A 21,222-nucleotide genomic window follows, 5' to 3' on the forward strand; every position below is an offset into this window, starting at 1 on the left:
GACGCTGCCGGCGAGCCACGACGGCCCGAATCCGCCCACCTGGTCGGGTTCGGGTCGTTCTCACTCGCCGGGTGATCGCTCCCTGCGGAACACCGAACGATCGATCCCGCGACCGGCCCCTTCTCGTCGCCGACCTGCCCGTTTCGACACAACGCCCACCACTACTGCGCATCAGTGCCATCACTCTCATCGGGCGCCTGATTGCCTACTTCACGCCATAAAGGTGGCAACCCCTCATCGCCGATGTGATCGTTTCCGAGCTCCGCTCAATATTCGAATCACCCATGCCTAGGAGTTCCCATGACCCCACGCCGCCCCGACGCCCAGGGACCCCGCCGGTCCCTCGGAGCACCGCTCAGCATCGCCGCCTCGCTCACCTTGAGCGCCTGCCTGCTCGGCTCCATCGCCCTCGTCGCCCACGCCGACGAGGCCGCCGTGCCCGTCGTCTCCGAGACCACCGCTCAGGCCGTCGTCGTCGACCCCACCGCGCAGGCCGTCGCCTCGGCGCCCACCGCACGCGAGGCCGCGCCCGCTCCGGCCGCGCAGACGTCCGCCCCAACGGTCTCCCCGGCGCCCGTCTCCCCGGCAGCCTCAGCGGCACCCGCTGCAACGGCGTCCGGCGAAGCGACGGTGCATGCCACAGCCGCTCCCGCCACCCCGGCGCCGACCGCGCCCGCGGCCGAGGCGCCGATCGCACCGGCCCCTGCGCTCCAGGATGCGCCGGCCGACGCGCCCGCGGCGGCGACCGAGACGCCGGTCTCAGCGCCTCAGCAGCAGCCCACTCCGGCCGCATCTGCATCGATGTCGGACGGCGTGACCGCGACGGTGAAGGGCGTCCTCGATCTGAAGCCCGGCGAGACGCCGACGGTCGGCACCCCGGTCAAGTGGACCATCACCCTCCACAACACCACGTCCCACCCGGTCGACGTCCTCAAAGCGCTCCTCCACCTCGAGCCCGGCGAGAGCGGCGACGTCGAGGACAACCTCGCACCGACCACGCTCACCCAGGCGGACCTCGACGCCGGCCGCGTCACCTACGCCAGCCGCTACGACGTCGTCTCCCACGACGGCCGCCAGATCATCCGCGCGCAGGGCGCACTCGAGCTGGCCAAGACTGCAACGACTTGGGCCACGACCCCTGCGCCGACCACCACCCCGACCACGCCCGCGCCCGACACCACCCCGAGCACCACCGCCGCCGACCAGGTGACGGCCTCCGTCCGCGGTGCCCTCGACCTCAAGCCCGGCGAGACGCCGACGGTCGGCACCCCGGTCAAGTGGACCATCACCCTCCACAACACCACGTCCCACCCGGTCGACGTCCTCAAAGCGCTCCTCCACCTCGAGCCCGGCGAGAGCGGCGACGTCGAGGACAACCTCGCACCGACCACGCTCACCCAGGCGGACCTCGACGCCGGCCGCGTCACCTACGCCAGCCGCTACGACGTCGTCTCCAACGACGTCCGCCAGATCATCCGCGCGCAGGGCGCACTCGAGCTGGCCAGCACGACCACGCCGACCACCCCGGCCGCCCCGACCGCCCCGACCACGCCGACCACGCCGACCTCGCCGGCCTCGCAGGCGCCGGACGCGCCCGCGCACGCAGCGCAGACGTCCTCGATCCGAGGCGAACTGCTCCTCACGCCCGGCGACAAGGTGACCGCGGACACCCGCGTGAAGTGGACGGTCACGATCACCAACACCGGCGAAGTCCCCCTCCACAACGTCGACAACGGCCACACCGGAGAACGCGTCGACCTCGCCGTCGGCCAATCCAAAGACCTCACCATCACCCTCCCCCTCGGACAGAGTGCACTCGCCAACGGCACCGCCACCCTCACCGCCCGCACCTCCGGCACCACCGACACGGGCGTCCTCGTCCACAGCCGAGCCACCGGCACCCTCACCCTCCCCACCACCACCACACCCACCAGCACACCCACCACCCCGGCCACGCCGACCGTCCCCACCACGCCGACCGCGCCGGCCTCGCAGGCACCCGACGCGCCCGCGCACGCAGCGCAGACGTCCTCTGATCGAACGGCACACTGACCGATCGCCGATGGACTCGACACCCCTCGGCATCACCGGCGGTCCACGACGGCCCGAGCCCGCCCTCCGGCGAGCTCGGGCCGTTTCATCGTTCCCGAGTGATCGCTGCGGGTGCGCCGCGGAGCGTGCGCAGCCGGCCGCCGTCGACCCAGTCGACCCGGATTTCGCCATGGTGCCGCATCAGCGTCATCTCTCTCATCGGGCGCCTGACTGCCTTATTTGCGCCACCGATGTGCGCACCGGATCGAAAAGTGTGAACATTTCCGAGCTTCACTCGACATTTGATTACCACCGCCTAGGAGTTCCCATGACCCCGCGCCGACCCGACGCCCCCTCCACCCGCCGATCCCCCGGCTCGCCCTTCACCATCGCCGCCGCCGTCACGCTGAGCGCCTGCCTGCTCGGTTCCGGCGCTCTCGTCGCGCACGCCGATGAAGGAGCCGCCCCCGCCGCTGCGGAGACGACCGCGACCGCCGCCGTGCCCGCGTCCGCCGCAGAGGCCTCCGCTCCCACGTCTGCTACGGCGGGGTCCACCCCGTCCCTCTCGACCGCCCCCCAGGACGTCGCACCCGCGCCGATCGCGCCGGCCGTTGCGCCGGCTCCCGTCCCTGCGGCTTCCACCCCGGTGAGCGCCCCGGAGGCCCCCGCCCGGACCACGCCCGACACCGCGACGACGCCCATCGCGGCCGCCTCCACTGTCGAGGTACCGACCGTCGCCGTCGAGGCGCCCGTCGCCCCCGCCCCCGTGACCCGGGAAGCGCCGGCCTTCGAGCCCGCCGCCGCGACGGAGACGCCGGTCTCTACTCCGCAGCAGCAGCCCACTCCCCCCGCCGCCGCCGCCACGACGGACGGCGTGACTGCGACGGTGACGGGCTCCCTCGACCTCAAGCCCGGCGAGAAGCCGAAGGTCGGCACCCCTGTCAAGTGGACCATCACCCTCCACAACAACACCCCCGACGCCATCGACGTCCTCACCGCCTTCCTCCACCTCGAACCCGGCGAGAGCCGCGAGGCCGAGGACAACCTCTCGCCGACCACCATCACCCAGGCCGACCTCAACGCCGGCCACATCACCTACCGAAGCCACTACGACATCGCCTCGCCCAGCGGAAAGCAGACCATCCGCGCCGAAGGCGACCTCCGCCTCCCCACGAACACACCGACCCCGCCGCCGTCACAGCCCGCGACTTCGACCACGACGCCCACCACCCCCGCCACTCCCGCCGTCACAGCGGCCCGCGTCACCGCCACCGTGCAAGGAGTGCTCGACCTCAAGCCCGGCGAGAAGCCGAAGGTCGGCACCCCTGTCAAGTGGACCATCACCCTCCACAACAACACCCCCGACGCCATCGACGTCCTCACCGCCTTCCTCCACCTCGAACCCGGCGAGAGCCGCGAGGCCGAGGACAACATCCCGCCGACCACCATCACCCAGGCCGACCTCAACGCCGGCCACATCACCTACCGAAGCCACTACGACATCGCCTCGCCCAGCGGAAAGCAGACCATCCGCGCCGAAGGCGACCTCCGCCTCCCCACGAACACACCGACCCCACCTGCCACTACTGGCGACCGTGTCACCGCGACGGTCCGGGGGTCCTTCAGCTCGCAGCCCGGCGAGCCGATCGAGGTCGGTACGAAGGTCAACTGGATCGTCACGTTCCATCACGACACCCCCGACCACATCAAGGTCCGCGGGACCACCCTCGACCTCGCGCCCGGCCGCAGCGGATACGTCGAGGACACCACCAAGCAGACGACCCTCACCCAGGCCGATCTGGACGCCGGCGTCGTCACGTACACGAGCGAGTTCAGCATCGACGGGGACGAAGGGTCCTACACGATCGCTGCGACCGGCGAGATGCGCCTCCGGAATGAAGACGGCCCCGTCGTCGCCGTCACCCCGGACGGACTCCCGATCGGCACGACGGCCGGCACGGAGACGACCACGGGAGCCATTGCGACCGCCGCACCCGGTTCGGCCACAGTCGGCGAGAGCATCACCGACGGGACGGGCTCGCCGGAGAACGCCGCTGCGCACTCCCGCGCGGGAGTCGCCTCCGTCGCGGCGCCGACTGCGGCGAACCAGGCCTCCGGCAGCACGAGCGCGAAGAGCTCGGCCACGAAGAGCGCCTCCGCCGCCCACCTCGCCCAGACCGGCGTGGACACGGCGGCCGCACTGCCCGCCGCCGGGATCCTCGGCCTGCTCGGCATGGTCGGCCTGCTCCTCGGCGCCCGTCGCCGTCGCAACCGCACCGCCGACTGACACAGCATCGTTCCCTGAAGCGCCGGTGGCGTCGACCCGACTCGACGCCGCCGGCGCTTCGCTGTGTCATCCCCTGCCGCAGGCGCGACCGCGCGATGCCGATCCGCGCTCCGCGCCACCTTCTCCCTCGAGCGCCTCACGGCCTCCGAGGGACGGTGGCCTCGACGCGCGTCGGAGCCACCGACCCTCGGTCGTCGCGCACCGTCACCGACGTCAGCGACTGCCGAAAGCCCGCTTCCGCGACAGAAATGCCCAGCTCCGACCAAACGCGTGTGATCATTCCCGGGTCCTTCTCGACCCCTTGCTGATCCCTGCCCAGGAGCCCCATGACCCCCTCTCGTCCCGACTCACGACGACCGCGCCGATCGCTCGCCGCTCCCCTCAGCATCGCCGCGTCCGTCGCGTTGAGCGCCTGCCTGCTCGGAGCCACCCCCCTCGTCGCGCACGCCGAAGGACACCCCGACGTCGCGACCGCGGCGCCGGAGCAGGACGCCGCTGCAGCGGTCGCCCTGCCGACGCCCACGTCCACTCCCGCACCGGACGATGCCGCGCCGCCGGCCGGCCCCGCTGCCCCGGACGCCGCCCCGGCGACCGCACCTGCCGCGCCGAGCAGCGCACCCGCCGCGCCGAGCACCACCCCCGCTGCCCAGGACGTCGCCCCCTCCCCCGCTCCCCCGGCTCCGACCCCCGCGACCGCCCCGCCGGCGGCCGATCCCGCCCCGGCACCGGCCGCGACCGACGTCACGGCGACGCCGACCGACGCGGCCGCACCGGAGACGCCGGTCCCCTCTCTCGCACCGGCCGCGCCCGACGCGATGCCGACACCGGCGGCCGAGGCGCCGGCCGCCGCGTCGGAGACGCCGGTCGCCGCCACCCAGCAGCAGCCCGCTCCACCGCCGACCGTGCCCATGACCGGGGACTCCCTCGTGAGCGCGACGGTGAGGGGGACGTTCGAGGTGAAGCCGGGCGAGAAGCCGGTGGTCGGCACGAAGGTGAAGTGGACCGTCACCTTCCGCAACAACGGCACGACCGCCGCCGCCGTCTACGGGACCGAGTTCTCCGTCCCGGCGGGGCAGAGCCGCGACGGTCGGGACGACGCGAGAGAGCAGACGGTCACTCAGGCCGATCTCGATGCCGGGGTGATGAGGTATGCGAACAGCTGGGGCGTCGTCACTCCGGCAGGAGTGCACTGGATCCCCGTGCGAGGCGAGCTGCCCATCCCGGCGGAGAACCCCGCCCTCGAGGTCGTCTACACCCCGAAGTTCGAGCTGGCGCCCGGCCAGCCGGTCGTCGTCGGCACCGTGGTGGACTCGACCATCACGGTGACCAACCGCGGGGAGGTGACCCTGCACGACATCATCTTGAATGACACCCCGCCGTTCAGCCTCGCGCCGGGTCAGCGCGCCGTCCTCTCCTCGAGGGTCGCGGTCGACCAGCTGGACGTGAACGCGGGCGAGTATCACCGCGACGGCGGCTACGTCTTCGCGCGCACCCCGAGGGGCGCCGTCTACAAGACCATCGCCTCCGTGCGGCTCCCGTTCCCGAAGCCGGACGCTCCCGGCGCGACGAGCACCGCCACACCGGCCCCCGCGCCGAGTGCCGGGGCGGGAGGGTCCCCCGCGGGCGGCACGACCGACGAGTCCTGGAGGTTCCGCGGCGAGTTCGTGCTGCAGCCCGGCGAGCAGGTGAAGGCCGGCACGAAGGTCCGCTGGACCTCGACGCTGACCAACACCGGCCCCGACGACCTCCGCGACCTCGTCGCCGTGCGGGTGGGCGCCGCCCCCGGCAGCCCCGGCAGCACCAGCGAGAAGCTGGCCGTCCTCGCCAAGGGCCGGACCGCGCAGCTGCACCTCGAGTCCACCGTCACGGAGGACGACCTGGTGAGCGGCATCACCCACATCGTCGTCGACGCGACCGCCGTGACGGGCGGACGGACGAACACGGTGCGCAGCGGTGCGACGCTCGCGATCCCCGTCGAGAATCCGCTCGTCGCCGTGACCACCACGACGACGCCGAGGCTCGGGCCGGGAGCACCCCTCGTCGCCGGCACCGTCCTCGACACCACCTTCACGATCGTCAACCGCGGCGACGTCGTGCTCACCGACGTCCGGTTGAACAGCTTGGCCCCGTTCACCCTCGCACCGGGCGAGAGCGCTGTCCGGATCCTCTCGGGCCCGCTCCCAGCGCGGGACGTGGAAGCCGGCGAGTACCGCCGCACGGCCAACGTCGCGGCGCGCACCCCCCGAGGTGTCCAGTACGTCTCACCCGACATCGTCGTCGTTCTGCCGATCCCCACGAGCAGCTCCCCCGGCACCGCGCCGGCTCCCGCACCCACCGGCGCCCCGACGACCCAGGCACCCGGCACGCCCGCGACTCCCGCGCCCACCGGCACACCGTCGGCCCCCGGAACCGTGCCCACCGGCACGCCGTCGGCCCCCGGAACCGTGCCCACCGGCACACCGTCCACTCCGGCACCGACCGCCACGCCGCCGATCCCCGCACCCACCGGCGCCCCGTCGACCCAGACACCCGGCACGCCGTCGACTCCTGTGCCTACCGGCACCCCGTCCGCTCCCGCGCCTACCGGCACCCCGTCCGCTCCCGCACCCACCGGCACCCCGTCGGCACCCGCACCCACCGGCACCCCGTCCGCTCCCGCACCCACCGGCACCCCGTCGGCACCCGCGCCTACCGGCACCCCGTCGGCACCCGCACCCACCGGCACCCCGTCGGCACCCGCACCCACCGGCACCCCGTCGGCACCCGCACCCACCGGCACCCCCGCACCCGGCCCCTCCGGCACGCCCGCCCCCGGCCCCAGCGCCACCCCGCAGACCCCCGCTCCGGCACCCGCCGGCGTGACCGGGACCGTGAGCGGATCGCTCGATCTCAAGCCGGGCGAGAAGCCGGTCGTCGGCACCCGGATCAACTGGGTCGTCACGTTCCGGAACCAGAGCTCCGCCCCGGTCTCCTTCTACAACACCCCCCTCGTCCTCGGACCCGGCGAGAGCCGCGACGCCCGGGACACCACGAAGACCTGGACGGTGACCCAGGCCGATCTCGATGCCGGCCGGGTATCGTACGCGACCACCTGGGGCGTGAAGACCGCGAGCGGCGACGGCTTCGTCACCGTGCGAGGCGAGCTTCCCCTGCCCAAGGACGCCCCGATCACCGCAGAGCATCCTCTCCTGGAGGTGACGCACGCACCCGCCCTCGACCTCGCACCGGGCACACCCGTCACCGTCGGCACCGTCGTCCGGGCGACCATCACGGTGACCAATCGCGGCGATGTCGCCCTCCGCGACATCCACCTCGGCAGCACTCCGCCGTTCACCCTCGCACCCGGCGAGCAGCACACGGAGCCCTTCACGGACTCGATCACCGAGCAGGATCTGCTCAACGGCCGGTACCTCCGCGAGGACGGCGTCCTCGTCGCGCTCACACCCAGCGGCACCCAGTACCGCCTGGACTTCACCCCCGCCACCTTCCCGATCCCGAAGGCCGCCACCACCGGCACGACGCCCGCCCCCTCGCCCGCGCCGACCGTCGCGCCGACATCGACCGCGACGCCCACACCGACCACACCGACCGCGACGCCTGCGGCCACCGGGACGCCCGCCACGGGGACCGCGACTCCCTCGCCCACCGGCACCGGCACCGGCACCGGCACTGGCACTGGCACTGGCACTGGCACTGGCACTGGCAGCACCCCCGCCCCGGGCACCGACACACCGACCACGGGCACGCCCTCGATCGGCACCGGCGGCTCGGGTACCACTGGCTCCGGCACCTCAGGCCCGAGCAAGCCCGGGACCGGAACCACCGGGTCCGGTACCACCGGATCCGGCACGGGGACCACCGGGTCCGGTACCACCGGATCCGGCACGGGGACCACCGGGTCCGGTACCACCGGATCCGGCACGGGCACCACCGGCTCCGGCGCCACAGGCTCCGGAACCGGCCCGACAGGCACAGGCACCGGAACCACCGGTTCAGGCGCCACAGGCACGGGTGCCGCAGGCACGACCTCCACTGGCGGAGCCGGCAGCGCGGGCACGGGTACCCCCGACATCACCGGCACGACCACGACCGACCCGGGCACTGGCGGCGCCGGTACCGGCACGACGGTCACCGGGACCCGCCCGACGATCACCGCCTCCACCGAGACGGGCAGCGGGGGTACCACCGGCTCGTACGCGAACGGCGTCGGCACGACGGTGGCGGGTACCGGCCCGAGCACCGCACGCAGCACAGCGACGGGCCCGACCGCCCCGGGCACGACCGGCACGACCACGGGCGGCACGGGCACGACCGGCTCCGGCGTCACGGGCACGCGGGCGGCGAAGGACGCGTCCGCTCCCCGTCTCGCCGAGACCGGCGTCGACCCGGCGCCCGCGCTGGCCGCCGGGGGCGTGCTGGCCCTCTTCGGCGCGCTCGGCGTCCTGATCGGTCGGCGCCGCCGACGGAACCGCACCGCCGACTGACCTGTCGACGAACCTCGGGAACGACGGAGGGCGCGGGGCTTCACGCCCCGCGCCCTCTCCTTCGTCCGTCCGTCAGCGCGCGGCGACCGCGATCTCGTTCGGAGTCACACCCAGCTCGGCGCTGGAGAGCACCTTCCCCGTGGTCAGGTCCAGCGCGTGGATGCTGTCCGCCGCGGGGTCGGTGACGTACGCGACGTCGCCGGCGACCGTGATGGCGGGGTGCGGGTCCTGCCACTCGACCGGGCTCTGCCAGGCGTCGACGACGGGGTACGACTCCGTGATCTCGCCGGACTCCGGGTCGATCACGTGGACCGCTCCGTCGGAGCCGATCAGGTAGGCGAGGTCCTCCGGGCCGCGGGCGACGCCGCGGAAGGTGTACTCGACGCCCTCGGGCAGGTCGGCGACGTCGAGGGTCTTGGCCTCGGTGTCGATCAGCGCGAGTCGGTGCAGGAGGTAGCCCTCGGCGTCCTGGTCGTCCTTGTAGTCGCCGACGACGATCGGGCTGGTCTCGCTGACCCAGGCATTGCCCATCCGTCCGTACGGCTGGTCGGGCGCCTCGAGCTTGGTGATCTCGCCGTCGTCGTAGACGAGCGCGCCGTTCTCGCAGCCGAAGACCACGACCTCGTTCTCGGCCGTGCCCTCGCCGTGGACGCCGGGGCACTGGTCGTTCGTGGCGACGACGGCACCGGAGGCGTCGCGCACCTCGATGCCGGTGCGGCCGTCGGCGTTCCCGACGGTGGTGAGGAAGGTGCCGTCCTCGAGGACGATCGAGACGCCGTGGTGCGCCTCGACGCCCGGGATGGTCTCGACCTCGGGCAGGCCCTCGGCTGTGGCGAGGTCGGCGGTCTCGATGACCGTCGTGTCGCTGGTGCCGTCGGCGTAGAGGATCGTCTTGCCGCCGTGGCGGACGACGTGGCCGGGTGTGTCGGCGGCGAAGACGACGTCGGTGAGCTCGGGCTCTCCGGTCGTGCCGGCGGCGGTGTCGAGGAGCTGGAAGCCCTCGCTCATGGTGACCATGACGTGCCGGCCGTCGCCCGCCGGGTTCAGGCGGGTGAACTCCTCGGAGTCCAGGTCGGCCACGGTCTCGAGGGTCTCGCCGTCGAGGACGAGGACACCGCCCTCGTAGGCGACGGCGACGCGGGTGCCGGCGGCGGCCGGGGTGGCGGAGGCGGTCGGATCGGCCGCGGGGGCGCTGCTGGACGAGCAGGCCGCGAGGGTCGCGATCGTGCCGAGGGCGAGCAGGCCGAGGCCGGCTCGACGGAGGGGTGCTCGCCGGAGGGGTGCTCGGCGGATGGGGCTGGTGCGCATGGGGATGTCGTTCTCCTGGTGCTGGTCGTGGGCGCTCACGGTGAGAGCCCGGTGGCGATGCGCTGCGTGTTCAGGCGCATCATGCTGAGGTAGTCGGGAGCGCCGCCCTCGGGCCCCGTGAGGGACTCCGTGAACAGCTCGACCACCTCGACGCGGATGTCGGCCTCGCTCGCGAGCGCCTGGACCAGGCGGTCGGGAGACGAGGACTCCGCGAAGATCGTGGGGACGCCGGTCTCCTCGACCGCGTCGACGAGGTCGGCGAGGTCGGAGGCGGACGGCGCCGCGAGGGTGGTGCCGCCGGGGATCACCGCGCCGACGACGTCGAAGTCGAAGCGGTCGGCGAGGTAGCCGAAGACGTGGTGGTTCGTGACGAGCGCGCGGCGCTCCTCCGGGATCGCGGCGAAGGCGGCCGTCATCTCGGCGTCCAGCGCCTCGAGCTCGGCGCGGTACTCGGCGGCGCTCCGCTCCAGGGCCGCGGGATCCGCTCCGTCGAGCTCCGCGAGCGCCGGTGCGAGCGCGTCGACGACGGCGAGCATGCGGGCCGGGTCGGTCCAGAAATGCGAGTCGGGGCTGCCCTCGGCGTCGCCCTCGCGGTAGTCGAGCACCTCGATCACGTCGCCGGCGACGAAGGTCGGCACGTCCTCGGCGGCGGCCGCGTCGAGGTGCTGCTGCAGTCCCTCCTCCAGGCCCAGGCCGTTGGAGACGACGAGGTCGGCCGAGCGGAGTCTCGCGGCCTCCTGCGCGGAGATCTCGAAGGAGTGCGGATCGGCGTTCGGCTTCATCAGCGTCACGACCTCGGCCTCGTCGCCGACCAGCCGCTCGACGACGTCGCCGAGGATGTTGGTCGAGACGATCACCAGCGGGCGGTCGTCGGCGCCGGCCGAGCAGCCGGAGAGCGCGAGCAGCGCGACGGCGGCCGCGGCGAGGGGCGCGCGGCGTCGGAGGTGGCGGAGGCGTCCCATGCTCAGCGCCCCGTCTCGGCGGTGAACGCCGGCTCGGTCGCCGTCTCGAAGCTGCGCGCGAGGCGGGCGTCGTCGGCGTAGTCGATCTCGTGCAGCCGCCGTTCGGCGGGCGCACTGAGGTAGGCGCGCTGCTGGTCGGCGACGAGGGTCGGGGCGAGGTCGGCGGCCAGCGACTCGGCCGCGAGGGGCTCGGTCTGGGCGAGCACCGCGCCGTCCGCGCCGTCGAGCACGAGCACCCGGCCGTCCTGCGCGAGCGCCAGCACGTGGTCGTCCTCGTCGTCGACGGCGGTCACCTGCGCCAGCGGCGCGGGAGCGGGGAGCAGCGACCACGAGCGGGCGCGGGTGTCCAGCAGCCAGATCCCCTCGCTTCCGGCGAGCCCGGCGACGGTCGGCCGGCCCTCGCGGTTCGCGAAGCCCGTCGCGGCGGGCGCGGTGGCGTCGGCCGGGTAGGGAATTCGCTCGATGACGAGCTCCTCGCCGTCGACGGTCGCGAGCAGCGCGCCGTCCGAGCAGCCGATCACCGCGCCGACGCGGGTGGTGATCGTCCCCGCGGGCTTCGGGCACTCCTCGACCAGGCCCGTTCGCTCGCCGTCGGCCGTATAGCCGGCGACCGAGGCCGACTCCCCCGCGCCCTCGGTGACGAGCGCGAACGAGCCGACCGGGACGACCATCCCGGGCCCCGGCTCGCCGTCGAGGCGGAAGGACTCGGTGATCTCGCCCTTCGACAGCGCCTCGGTGTCGAGGAGCACCGCCTCGCCCGAGTCGGGGAAGAACAGCCCGGTGCCGCCGGTGGTGGAGAGGTTGGTGGTGGCGACGACCGCCTCGCCCTCGCCCTCGACGGTGCCGAGCAGCCTCGGGTCGGCGCGGTAGTAGTGGAAGTGGTCGACGTGGTCCCAGGTCCAGACGCCGCTGTCGACGATCTCGACGCCGGCGGCGGTCTGCGCGAACAGGTAGCGGCCGTCGGTCGTCAGCGCCGAGGGAGCGCCGATCGTGCCCAGCTCGACGACGCTCTCGTCGAGGAGGTCCAGGTGCGAGACGGCGCCGGCCGGGTCGATCCAGGTGAGGCCGAGGGCGGGCTCGGCGAGCTCCGCGGCCCCGGAGATCGCGCCGTGGCCCTCGCCGGTCGCGTCATCGGCGGCGGGTGCGACGGGGTCGGCGGAGCAGGCCGCGAGGGCGAGGGCGAGGGCGCCCAGGAGGAGCGCCGGGGCGGTGCGGGAGGAGCGGGAGAGCACGGGGTCCTTTCGGAGGGAGACGAGGGTCAGGCGGGGACGGCGGCGGAGACCCGGCGCGGACGACGCGAGGCGGTCGCCGCCCGCAGCGCCCAGGACAGCCCGGACACGGCGAGGGCGGTCGCGGCGACGGAGGCGCCCGCCGCGGTCGCCGCATACCAGGAGACGAGCAGCCCGACGAGCACGGAGAGCACGCCGAGCACCGCGGCGAGCGCCATCCGGGTCGGGATCCGCGTCGTCCAGTGGCCCGCGGCGACGGCCGGCGCGAGGAGCAGCCCGACGACCAGGAGCGAGCCGACGGCCTGGTACGAGGCGACGACCGCGAGCGTCACCAGCCCGACCAGCGCGGCCTGGGCCGAGCGCGGGCCGAGCCCGAGGACGGCGGCGATCCGGTGATCGAGCGCGAGTGCCACCAGCGACCGGTGGAACACGGCCGCCACCGCGAGCCCGACTCCGGCAGCGACGGCCAGCAGCGCGAGATCGACCGGCGCGATGGCGAGGATGTCGCCGAACAGGATCGAGGTCGCGTCGGTCGCGAAGCTGCCGGAGTGGCTGATGATGATCACGCCGAGCGCGAGCATCGAGACGAAGAGCATGCCGATGCTGGTGTCGTAGGACAGTCGGCCTCGACGCTGCAGCGCGGCGATGCCGAGGCTCATCGCGACGGCGCTCGCCGCTCCACCGACCAGCACGGGCGCGCCGAGCACGGTCGCCAGCGCGACGCCGGGGAGCATCCCGTGGGCGAGCGCCTCGCCGAGGAAGGCCATGCCGCGGATGACGACCCAGGTCCCGACGACTCCGCAGAGGACGGCGACGAGCGCGCCGCCGAGGAGGGCGCGCTGGAGGAAGTCGAGCGTGAACGGCTCGAGGATCCCGGAGAGGAGGGCAAGCATGGTGCCCGACCGTAACGGATAATGAGAACGATTATCAAACTGGTACGCTCGGGGTCGTGTTCAGCAGCCAGCAGCCCTCCTCCCGCGTCAGTCTCCGCGGGATCGGAGTCGACTTCGGCGAGCGGACCGCGCTGGACGGCGTCGAGCTCGAGATTCCGGCGGGCACGCTGACCGTCATCGCTGGGCCGAACGGCGCGGGCAAGTCGACGCTGCTGGAGGTCATCGCCGGGACACGGCCGCCCACCCGGGGCGCGCGCTCGGTCTCGTCGGCGATCGCCTTCGTGCCCCAGCGCACCGCCGTCTCCGACCGCCTGCCCGTCACCGTCCGCGACGTCGTGACGGTCGGCGTCTGGGGGCGCACCGGTCGCTGGCGGCGCGTCGGGCAGGACCTGCGCGCGGTGGTCGCCGGCGCGATGGAGCGTCTCGAGATCTCCGCGCTCGCGGCCGAGCCGTTCGCCGTGCTGTCCGGGGGGCAGCGCCAGCGGACGCTGCTCGCACAGGGACTGGCGCGCGGCGCCGACCTGCTCCTCCTCGACGAGCCGACGACCGGACTCGATGCGGCGAGTGCCGAGCGCATCCGGGAGATCCTGCGCGCCGAGGCGGAGCGCGGCGTCGCCGTCGTCTGCGTCTCGCACGACCCCGCGGTGGTCGCCCTCGCCGACCGCGTCGTGCAGCTGGCCGACGGCCGCCTGCGGAGCGAGGGCGCCCTCGCCCACTGAGGCTCACGGCGGGTCTCGATACGCCCCTGCGGGGCACTCGACCAGCAAGGAATGCGCCCCTGCGGGACTGAGTCTGCAGTCCGCCCTGCTGAGGACGGCGGGTCTCGATACGCCCCTCCGGGGCTACTCGACCGACATAGGGGAAACCTCTTGCTGATCGAGGAGCTCGCGCAGCGGGCGTATCGAGATCCACCGACGTCAGAAGTCGAGCCTGCAGACCGCCCTACTAGGGATGGCGGGTCTCGATACGCCCCTCCGGGGCTACTCGACCAGCATGTTCTGCGGGCGTCTCTTCCCAGTAGATCCATCCCCGACCAGGAGGGGGCGAAGCGCGACGCATGCACGTCTGCTTGGATGAGCAGATGACGAGGAGGCGCCGATGACCGAGGATCTCGAGCCCGCTGCCGAGCTGTTCAAGGTGCTCTCCTCCTCCTCGCGGCTGCGCCTGCTGCGGGCGCTGGCGACCGAGCGGTCCACCGTCGGGCATCTCGCGGAGACCACCGGGCTCTCACAGCCCCTCGTCTCGCAGCACCTGCGCACCCTCCGCGCGGCCGGCCTGGTCGCCGTGGAGCGGATCGGGCGCGAGGCGCACTACTCCGTCGCCGACACCCATGTCAGCCACATCGTGGACGACGCGGTCCGGCACGCCCTCGAGGGCTGACCGCGGTCGGCACCCCGAGGGCGGCCCGCGCCTCAGCCCTGGCGCGCCTTGAACCTCGGGTTGAGCTTGTTGATGACGAAGACCCGGCCGCGGCGGCGCACCACCTGCGACCCCGGCATCGACTTCATGGACTTCAGCGAGTTGCGGACCTTCACGACTGCTCCTTCTAGTTGATAACGATTATCGTTTAGAGTAGCTGGTCATGGAGACTCCGCGCCCACTGCCCCGACCACCCGTCCTCGCCGTCACGCTGGTGAGTGCGACCGACGCGGCCGACAGCGCCCGGATCGCGCGGCAGCTCTCCGGTGGCGTCACGTCCGTCGAGAGCTTCGCCGTCGACCTGCCGGACTCGGACAGCGCGGAGTTCGCGGCGGAGCTGGCCGACGAGCTGGCCCGCCAGGCCGACGACGGCGAGAGCGGGATCACCGTGATCTCGCTCGACCCGGTCGCCGACCCGATGGAGGTCGCCCTCGTCCTCGAGCACCTCTGCTGCCGGCGGCACCCCGGCGACACCCGGATCGGCGTCCTCGACGTCGTCGCCGTCACCTCGGTCGACGAGGTGACCCGGGTGCTCCTCGGCGAGGGCGCCGAGGACCTCGGACCCCAGCAGTGGGACCGCGCCGAGCGGCTCGCGACGCGCCTCGAGTTCGCCGGCCTGATCATCCTGACCGACGGCGACGGCGCGGGAGCCTCGCCCGCCGTCGACCTGCTGCGGGTGCTCTCGCCCGGGGCGGAGATCCTCACCGAGCGCGACCTCGACCGCTACCGGCAGCGGCGCGCCGTCCTCGCCCCGCAGCGCGCGCACCGCCTCGCCTCGGACCTGGGCTGGCAGCGGGCCCTCCGCGGAGTCCCGAGCGACGCGGGAGCGGTGACCACGTTCGTCTTCCGCGACCCGCTGCCGTTCCACCCCGGCCGCCTGAACGCGGCGGTCGCCACGGACCTCGTCCCGCACCGCGTCGGCCGGATCCTCCGCTCGCGCGGTCTGGTCCGGCTCGCCAGCCGGGCGGATCGGGTGGCGTCCTGGTCGATCGCCGGCGACGTCGTGAGCCTCGACCCGACGTCGATCCGGAGCTGGAGCACCGATGCGCCCGTCGGCCAGGAGATCGTCTTCCTCGGCCGCGACCTCGACGTCGACGAGCTCACCCGCGTCCTGCACGCCTGCCTGCTCACGCCGCGCGAGCTCCTCGCCGGCCCGGACCTCTGGCGCACCCTCGCCGACCCGTTCCCCCGCTGGGAGGACGAGCACCAGCACTGAGCGGGCGGAGCGCGCGCCGAGCGCGACTGGACGCGGAACGGGCTCCGCCACCGCAGCAGGCCCCGAAACGCGTCCGCTCGAAGGGCTGCGAGCGCGCGACCGGACGCGAACGGGGCGCTGCGACCGGGTCAGGCCCCGAAACGCGTCCACTCGAAGAGCTGCGAGCGCACGACTGGACCCGAACGAGGCGCCACGGCCGAGTCAGGCCCCGGTCCGCGTCCACCCGAGCGGCCCCGCCCGAAGGTCAGCCCGCGTACGCGTCGATCCGCGCCAGCAGCTCCGTCTTCACCGCCTCGGACGCCCACGACCCCAGCACCGAGTTGCGCGCCAGCTGCACCAGCTCGTCGCGGGTGAAGCCCGCGTCGGCGAGCGCCGTGTAGTTGTCGGCGATGTAGCCGCCGAAGTAGGCCGGGTCGTCGGAGTTGACCGTCACCCGCACGCCGCGCCCGAGCAGCGCGCGCATCTCGGGCGCCTTCGAGTCGCTCGAGACGAAGGAGTTGGAGAGCGGGCAGCAGGTCAGCGCGAGACCGCGCTCGACCAGGACGTCGATCAGCTCGGGCGCCTCGACGATGTTCGTGCCGTGATCGATCCGGTCGACGCCGATCTCCTCGAGCACCTGGCGCAGGTGCTCGACGCCGTTGGGCTGGTCGACGTCGCAGTGCATCGTCAGCTTCAGTCCGGCCTCGCGGGCCCGCGCGAACACCTCGCGGAACTTCGCCGGCGGATTGCCGCGCTCGTCCGAGTCGAGGCCCACGCCGATCAGCCGGTCGGCGAACGGCAGCGCGCGCTCGAGCGTCTCCGCCGCGCTCTCGGCCGACAGGTCGCGGAGGAAGCAGAGGATCAGCGCGGCGTCCACGCCCAGCTGCGCGGCGTCCTGCGCGGCGCGGTGGTAGCCGCCGATCACCGCCTCGAACGGCACGCCCCGCGAGGTGTGCGCCTGCGGATCGAAGAACGCCTCGACGCGGACGACCCCGTCCGCCGCGGCCCGGCGGAAGTACGCCGTCGCGAGGTCGTAGAAGTCCTGCTCCTCGCGCAGCACGTCCATCGCCGGGTAGTAGACGGCGAGGAAGGAGGCGAGCGAGTCGAAGTCGTAGGCGAGCGCCTCGGGCACGGGCAGGCCGTTGCGCTCGGCGAGCCGCACGCGCAGCTCGGGCTCGAGCGCCCCCTCCAGGTGCACGTGCAGCTCGACCTTGGGCAGACCGAGGAGGAAGGAGTCGGAGGTCACGGGAGCCTTTCGTCGGTGCGTGCGGTGGTGCGTGCTGTAAGAAACGGGGAGCGGATCAGGGTCGCGCCGCGATGAAGTCCAGCGCCACGAGCGGCCCCGGCAGCACCGCGCCGATCACGGTGCGGGCCGGCGGATCGACGGCGAACCGCGCCCCGTAGACCTCGGACGCGGCCGCGAAGTCGCGCTCGAAGTCGCTGAGGATCATCGTGATCCGCACCACGTCGCCGAGCCCGAGGCCGAACTCCGTGGCGAGCAGCCGCTCGATGTTGTCGAGCGCGGCGCCCGTCTGCGCCGTGATCCCCTCCGGGACCGAGCCCTCCGGCACCGAGCCGTCGCCGGGCGCGAACGGCCCGATCGCCGAGCCGTAGACCACGCCGTGCGCCTCGACGGCGTGGCTGTACGCGCCGCGGGGAGCGCCGAGCGCCTCCGCGGTGACGAAGCGGCGGGTCGCGGTGGCGGTCATCGCGGCAGCTCCCCCGAGACGACGCGGCCGCGCGAGACGACGGCGACGATGCTCTCGGCGCGCAGGTCGTCGATGCTCACCCACGGGCGGCCGCGGAGCACGACGAAGTCGGCGCCGAAGCCGGGCGCGAGGCGGCCGACCTTCGCGCCGAGTCCGACGACCGCCGCGGCGTCCGAGGTCGCGGAGATCAGGGCGCGCTCGGAGCTCCAGCCGAACGACTCGCGCATCCGCCGCACCTCGTCGAGCTGCTCGCCCCAGTCGACGTAGACGCCGTTCGCGTCGGTGCCGAGCACGAAGCGCACGCCGGCCTGGCCCGCGGCGAGGAAACCCGCGTCGCGCACGGCGACCACGTCCTGCGCCTTGAGCGACGCCTCCGGCGAGGACGGTGCCCGGCCGGCCGCGATCACGTCGTTGATGAAGAGGGTCGGCGCGACGGGCAGGTTCCGCTCGACGAGCGTCGCCCAGTGCTGCGGGCCGATTGCGGTGCCGTGCTCGATCGAGTCGACGCCGAGCGCGAGGGCCCGGTCGAGGCCGACCACCGAGTGGGTGTGCGCGGCGACGGGCATCCCGAGCGCGTGCGCCTCGTCGATGGTCGCCGCGATCTCCTCGTCGGTCTGGTTCCGCCAGCCGACCTTGTCGCCCATCGAGAGCACGCCGCCGCTGGTGTAGATCTTGATGCCGTCGGCGCCGGCCCGTGCCCAGGTGCGCACCAGGCGGCGGCACTCGTCGGGGCTGTCGGCGACGCGGTCGCGGTGCGGGTAGTGCGGCGGCACGAAGAGGTCGCCGTGGCCGGCGGTCATGCCGACGGCGCCGTGCGTGACGATCCGCGGACCCTCCGCGATGCCCTGCTCGAACATCCGCGCCACGGTCATCTGCAGCTCGTCGGCGCCGAGGTCGCGGAGCGTCGTGACGCCCGCGCGGGCCGCCTTCCGCGCGTTGTTCGCGATGTGGAAGACGCGCTCCTCGCGCGGGGTGACCAGCGGCCAGGAGGCGAAGTCGGCCGTGCCCGCGCCGGAGTAGGCGCCGAGGTGCACGTGGGTGTCGACGAGGCCGGGGATGATCGAGAACTGCTCCGATCCGCGCTCGCCGACCGGGCCGTCCGTCGGCTCGACCGAGGCGATCGCGTCGCCGCTCCAGGCCAGGGTCGCCGTGCCGAGGGCGCGGGTGCCGTCCCAGACGGCGCCGGTGATGCTCGTGGTGGTGCTCATGTCCGTCCTCAGTTCTGTCCGCCGAAGCGGACGGCTGCCAGTCTCTCGCCGATCGCGACGACCGCGTAGGCGACGACTCCCAGCGCCGTGATCACCGCGAGCGACGCCCACAGCTCGTCGTAGCGGAACCCGGCGGAGGCGCGCTGCACCGCACCGCCGAGCCCCTGCCCCGTCGCCAGCCACTCGGCCAGCATCGCGCCGCTCAGCGCGGAGGGCACCGCGACCTTGGCGGCCGCGAAGATCGCCGGCACCGCGGTCGGCAGCGCCACCTTGAGCAGCACGTCCAGCGGCGAGCCGCCGTAGACCGAGACCAGCTCGAAGGACTCGCGCGAGAGCGAGCGGAGGCCGAAGCCGACCGTGACCAGCGCCGGGAAGAACACCGCGATCGCGCCGACGGTGGCGACGGCGCCGATCCCGTTGCCGATCGCCAGGGTCACCAGCGGCGTCACCACGATCAGCGGCATCGACTTCAGCAGCATCGCGATCGGCATCACCGTCGCCTCGAGCGAGCGGATCAGCACGAACAGCACCGCGATCGCCAGGGCGACCAGCAGGCCCGCGACGTAGCCGACGAGCGCGTCGACGGCCGTCACGCCGAGGTTGCCGAAGACGATCGCGCGGTTTTCCGCGGCGTCGGCCTCGACGAAGAGGTACTCGGCGACGTCGGTCGGCGTCTTGCCGAGCAGCGGCGAGATGTCGGTGATCGCGAGGAAGGCGTACCAGAACGCGAGCGCGAGGACCGCGGCGACGGCGAGCGGCACGAGCTCGCCGCGGACGATGCGGAGCACCATCCGGCCGGTGAGGTCGCTCGGCCGGCGAGCGGCGCGCGAGGCGGACTGCGGGCGGGTCGCGGTGCTCATACGACGCCTCCCGTGCCGCGGGCGACCTCGACGCGGGCGCGACGGCGAGCGGCGCGCGGGCGGCCGACGACCAGCGGCATCAGCCAGCGGCCGAGCGCCGCGATCAGCGCGTAGCCGATGATCGTGACCAGCCCGCTGGTGACGGCGAAGGCCCAGGCCCGCTCGACGTCCATCTGCCGCTGCGCGACCGCGAGGGCGACGCCGAGGCCCGTGGTCACTCCACCCAGGTACTCGCCGAGCACCGCGCCGAGGATGGCCGCCGGCACGCCGACCTGCAGCGCGGTGATCGTCGCGGGCACGGCCGCGATGGCCTGCACCTTGACGATCTTCGCCCAGCGGCCGCCGCGGTAGGCCGAGACGAGGTCGAGCGCGGTGCGCGGGGCCGAGCGGACGCCGAGCAGCGCGCCGATCAGCGTGGTGAAGAAGACGAGCAGAGCCGCGAGGAAGATCGAGGTGGTGCGGCCGCCGAAGATGACCAGGATGACCGGGCCGACCGCGGTCAGCGGCAGGCAGTGGCTGATCACACCGATCTGCTCGATCACGCGGTGGGTCCACGGGAGCAGCAGCGCGACGGCGGCCAGCGCCAGCGCCGCCAGGTTGCCCCAGAGATAGCCCTGGCCGGCCGCGAGCACGGTGTCGCCGACGTTGCGGAGGTAGAAGAGCGGTCCGTCGCGGACGAACGCGGCGATGATCGCGCCGGGGCTCGGCACGGCGCGGCTCTCGCGGTAGACGGTGTCGGCGAGGATCCACCAGACCGCCACGAAGACGGCGAGGCCGGCGAACACGCGCCAGTTGGTGCGGATCCAGGGCGTCACGCCTCGTCCTCCATCGCGACACCGTGCTGCGAGAACAGGATGTCGGTGATGCGGTCCTCGATCGCGTGGAACTCGGGGCTGCGCAGCATCTCGACGGTGCGCGGGCGCGGCAGGTCGATGTCGATCACCTCGACGATCCGGCCGGGCCGCGGCGACATCACCGCGACCGTGTCCGAGAGCAGGATCGCCTCGGCGATGCCGTGGGTGACCATCAGCGTGGTCGCGGGGCGCGCGGTCCAGATCCGCTGCAGCTCCAGGTTGAGCCGCTGCCGGGTCATGTCGTCGAGAGCGCCGAACGGCTCGTCGAGCAGCAGCAGATCGGGCTGCACGACCAGCGCGCGGGCGATCGAGGCGCGCTGGCGCATGCCGCCGGAGAGCTGCGAGGGGTAGGCGTCCTCGAACCCGGTCAGCCCGACGAGGTCGAGCAGGTCCGGGATGCTGTCGCGCTTCGCCGCCTGCCGGGTGAGCTCCAGCGGCAGCCGGACGTTCGAGCGCACCGAGCGCCAGGGCAGCAGGGCCGAGTCCTGGAAGGCGATGCCGAGCTCGGCCGAGCGCTTGGTGCCGAGCACGGGGGTGCCGTGGATCGAGACGGAGCCGGTGGTCGGCTTCTCCAGCCCGGCCAGCATCCGCAGGATCGTCGACTTCCCGCAGCCGGAGGGGCCGAGCAGCGAGAGGAAGGAGCCGCGCGGAGTGACGAGGTCGACCTCGGCGAGGGCCTGCACGGACCGGTTCCCCAGGTCGAAGCGCTTGCTCAGGCCCGACAGGCGGATGCCCTCGTCCTCGATGGTGGTCGCTTGCTCGGTCAACTGCTCGTCCTCTCCG

17 protein-coding genes are annotated in these 21,222 nt (G+C 73.4%); 6 read left to right on the plus strand and 11 right to left on the minus strand.

Annotated features, from left to right (window positions below):
* Nucleotides 1-300 precede the first annotated feature (300 nt).
* The 3 genes from HQQ86_RS12705 (at nucleotide 301) to HQQ86_RS12715 (ending at nucleotide 8,802) form a co-directional block, all read left to right on the plus strand.
* Nucleotides 301-2,052, plus strand: coding sequence for a hypothetical protein (locus HQQ86_RS12705; RefSeq protein WP_173288522.1), 1,752 nt, complete (start codon nucleotides 301-303; stop codon nucleotides 2,050-2,052).
* Nucleotides 2,053-2,359: 307 nt separating this feature from the next.
* Nucleotides 2,360-4,318, plus strand: coding sequence for an LPXTG cell wall anchor domain-containing protein (locus HQQ86_RS12710; protein ID WP_173288524.1), 1,959 nt, complete (start codon nucleotides 2,360-2,362; stop codon nucleotides 4,316-4,318).
* A 326-nt stretch (nucleotides 4,319-4,644) separates the two neighbouring features.
* A complete protein-coding gene (locus HQQ86_RS12715) occupies nucleotides 4,645-8,802 on the plus strand; it encodes a hypothetical protein (RefSeq protein ID WP_173288526.1) in 4,158 nt (1,385 codons plus the stop codon).
* 72 nt (nucleotides 8,803-8,874) lie between these two features.
* On the opposite strand, the gene aztD is transcribed toward HQQ86_RS12715, so the two are convergent.
* From aztD to aztB, 4 genes are read right to left on the minus strand one after another with little or no spacing between them, the layout of a single operon-like run.
* A complete protein-coding gene (gene aztD / locus HQQ86_RS12720) occupies nucleotides 8,875-10,110 on the minus strand; it encodes a zinc metallochaperone AztD (RefSeq protein ID WP_173288528.1) in 1,236 nt (411 codons plus the stop codon).
* Between the two features lie 35 nt (nucleotides 10,111-10,145).
* Nucleotides 10,146-11,072 (minus strand): zinc ABC transporter substrate-binding protein AztC, encoded by a 927-nt coding sequence (aztC, locus tag HQQ86_RS12725; RefSeq protein WP_173288530.1) that lies wholly within the window; start codon nucleotides 11,070-11,072, stop codon nucleotides 10,146-10,148.
* Between the two features lie 2 nt (nucleotides 11,073-11,074).
* A complete protein-coding gene (locus HQQ86_RS12730) occupies nucleotides 11,075-12,304 on the minus strand; it encodes an ABC transporter (protein ID WP_173288532.1) in 1,230 nt (409 codons plus the stop codon).
* Between the two features lie 26 nt (nucleotides 12,305-12,330).
* Nucleotides 12,331-13,194 (minus strand): zinc ABC transporter permease AztB, encoded by an 864-nt coding sequence (gene aztB / locus HQQ86_RS12735; RefSeq protein ID WP_173288534.1) that lies wholly within the window; start codon nucleotides 13,192-13,194, stop codon nucleotides 12,331-12,333.
* Between the two features lie 56 nt (nucleotides 13,195-13,250).
* On the opposite strand from aztB, the gene aztA reads away from it, so the two are divergent.
* Both aztA and HQQ86_RS12745 read left to right on the plus strand, forming a co-directional pair.
* Nucleotides 13,251-13,913 (plus strand): zinc ABC transporter ATP-binding protein AztA, encoded by a 663-nt coding sequence (gene aztA / locus HQQ86_RS12740; protein ID WP_173288536.1) that lies wholly within the window; start codon nucleotides 13,251-13,253, stop codon nucleotides 13,911-13,913.
* Nucleotides 13,914-14,292: 379 nt separating this feature from the next.
* The gene (locus HQQ86_RS12745; protein ID WP_173288538.1) at nucleotides 14,293-14,574 is read left to right on the plus strand and encodes a helix-turn-helix transcriptional regulator; all 282 of its coding nucleotides are present in this window, start codon (nucleotides 14,293-14,295) and stop codon (nucleotides 14,572-14,574) included.
* A gap of 32 nt (nucleotides 14,575-14,606) precedes the next feature.
* Here the strand turns inward: HQQ86_RS12745 and ykgO are convergent, their stop codons facing one another.
* On the minus strand, nucleotides 14,607-14,729 hold the full coding sequence (gene ykgO, locus HQQ86_RS12750; RefSeq protein WP_123446985.1) for a type B 50S ribosomal protein L36: 123 nt from the start codon (nucleotides 14,727-14,729) through the stop codon (nucleotides 14,607-14,609).
* 47 nt (nucleotides 14,730-14,776) lie between these two features.
* Between ykgO and HQQ86_RS12755 the strand changes: the two genes are divergently transcribed.
* Nucleotides 14,777-15,829, plus strand: coding sequence for a GTP-binding protein (locus HQQ86_RS12755; protein WP_173288540.1), 1,053 nt, complete (start codon nucleotides 14,777-14,779; stop codon nucleotides 15,827-15,829).
* 244 nt (nucleotides 15,830-16,073) lie between these two features.
* Here HQQ86_RS12755 and add read toward each other — a convergent pair whose 3' ends face one another.
* Genes add through HQQ86_RS12785 form a run of 6 tightly spaced genes read right to left on the minus strand, consistent with a single transcriptional unit; the run spans nucleotide 16,074 to nucleotide 21,206 of the window.
* On the minus strand, nucleotides 16,074-17,054 hold the full coding sequence (add, locus tag HQQ86_RS12760; RefSeq protein ID WP_173288542.1) for an adenosine deaminase: 981 nt from the start codon (nucleotides 17,052-17,054) through the stop codon (nucleotides 16,074-16,076).
* A gap of 55 nt (nucleotides 17,055-17,109) precedes the next feature.
* Nucleotides 17,110-17,517 carry a RidA family protein gene (locus HQQ86_RS12765; protein ID WP_173288544.1) on the minus strand — a complete coding sequence of 136 codons (408 nt, stop codon included), beginning with the start codon at nucleotides 17,515-17,517 and terminating at the stop codon, nucleotides 17,110-17,112.
* Nucleotides 17,514-18,725, minus strand: a complete 1,212-nt coding sequence (locus tag HQQ86_RS12770) for an amidohydrolase family protein (RefSeq protein WP_173288546.1) — start codon at nucleotides 18,723-18,725, stop codon at nucleotides 17,514-17,516. Before HQQ86_RS12770 ends, HQQ86_RS12765 begins: the two co-directional genes overlap by 4 nt.
* An 8-nt stretch (nucleotides 18,726-18,733) precedes the next feature.
* A complete protein-coding gene (locus HQQ86_RS12775) occupies nucleotides 18,734-19,585 on the minus strand; it encodes an ABC transporter permease (RefSeq protein WP_173288548.1) in 852 nt (283 codons plus the stop codon).
* The gene (locus HQQ86_RS12780) at nucleotides 19,582-20,400 is read right to left on the minus strand and encodes an ABC transporter permease (protein ID WP_216845360.1); all 819 of its coding nucleotides are present in this window, start codon (nucleotides 20,398-20,400) and stop codon (nucleotides 19,582-19,584) included. Before HQQ86_RS12780 ends, HQQ86_RS12775 begins: the two co-directional genes overlap by 4 nt.
* On the minus strand, nucleotides 20,397-21,206 hold the full coding sequence (locus HQQ86_RS12785; protein ID WP_173288550.1) for an ABC transporter ATP-binding protein: 810 nt from the start codon (nucleotides 21,204-21,206) through the stop codon (nucleotides 20,397-20,399). The genes HQQ86_RS12780 and HQQ86_RS12785 overlap by 4 nt, the downstream gene beginning before the upstream one ends.
* Nucleotides 21,207-21,222: the final 16 nt, after the last annotated feature.

Origin of the sequence: Rathayibacter sp. VKM Ac-2857 (genome assembly GCF_013205025.1) — a bacterium.
Lineage (GTDB): Bacteria > Actinomycetota > Actinomycetes > Actinomycetales > Microbacteriaceae > Rathayibacter.

What these genes read in the sequence shown, in the direction of transcription:
- HQQ86_RS12755 (WP_173288540.1), top strand. Translation starts at nt 14,777, where the DNA reads ATGGAGACTCCGCGCCCACTGCCCCGACCACCCGTCCTCGCCGTCACG.
- HQQ86_RS12710 (WP_173288524.1), top strand. Translation starts at nt 2,360, where the DNA reads ATGACCCCGCGCCGACCCGACGCCCCCTCCACCCGCCGATCCCCCGGC.
- aztB (WP_173288534.1), bottom strand. Translation starts at nt 13,194, where the DNA reads ATGCTTGCCCTCCTCTCCGGGATCCTCGAGCCGTTCACGCTCGACTTC.
- HQQ86_RS12770 (WP_173288546.1), bottom strand. Translation starts at nt 18,725, where the DNA reads ATGAGCACCACCACGAGCATCACCGGCGCCGTCTGGGACGGCACCCGC.
- aztD (WP_173288528.1), bottom strand. Translation starts at nt 10,110, where the DNA reads ATGCGCACCAGCCCCATCCGCCGAGCACCCCTCCGGCGAGCACCCCTC.
- HQQ86_RS12705 (WP_173288522.1), top strand. Translation starts at nt 301, where the DNA reads ATGACCCCACGCCGCCCCGACGCCCAGGGACCCCGCCGGTCCCTCGGA.
- HQQ86_RS12745 (WP_173288538.1), top strand. Translation starts at nt 14,293, where the DNA reads ATGACCGAGGATCTCGAGCCCGCTGCCGAGCTGTTCAAGGTGCTCTCC.
- HQQ86_RS12715 (WP_173288526.1), top strand. Translation starts at nt 4,645, where the DNA reads ATGACCCCCTCTCGTCCCGACTCACGACGACCGCGCCGATCGCTCGCC.
- aztC (WP_173288530.1), bottom strand. Translation starts at nt 11,072, where the DNA reads ATGGGACGCCTCCGCCACCTCCGACGCCGCGCGCCCCTCGCCGCGGCC.
- HQQ86_RS12765 (WP_173288544.1), bottom strand. Translation starts at nt 17,517, where the DNA reads ATGACCGCCACCGCGACCCGCCGCTTCGTCACCGCGGAGGCGCTCGGC.
- HQQ86_RS12775 (WP_173288548.1), bottom strand. Translation starts at nt 19,585, where the DNA reads ATGAGCACCGCGACCCGCCCGCAGTCCGCCTCGCGCGCCGCTCGCCGG.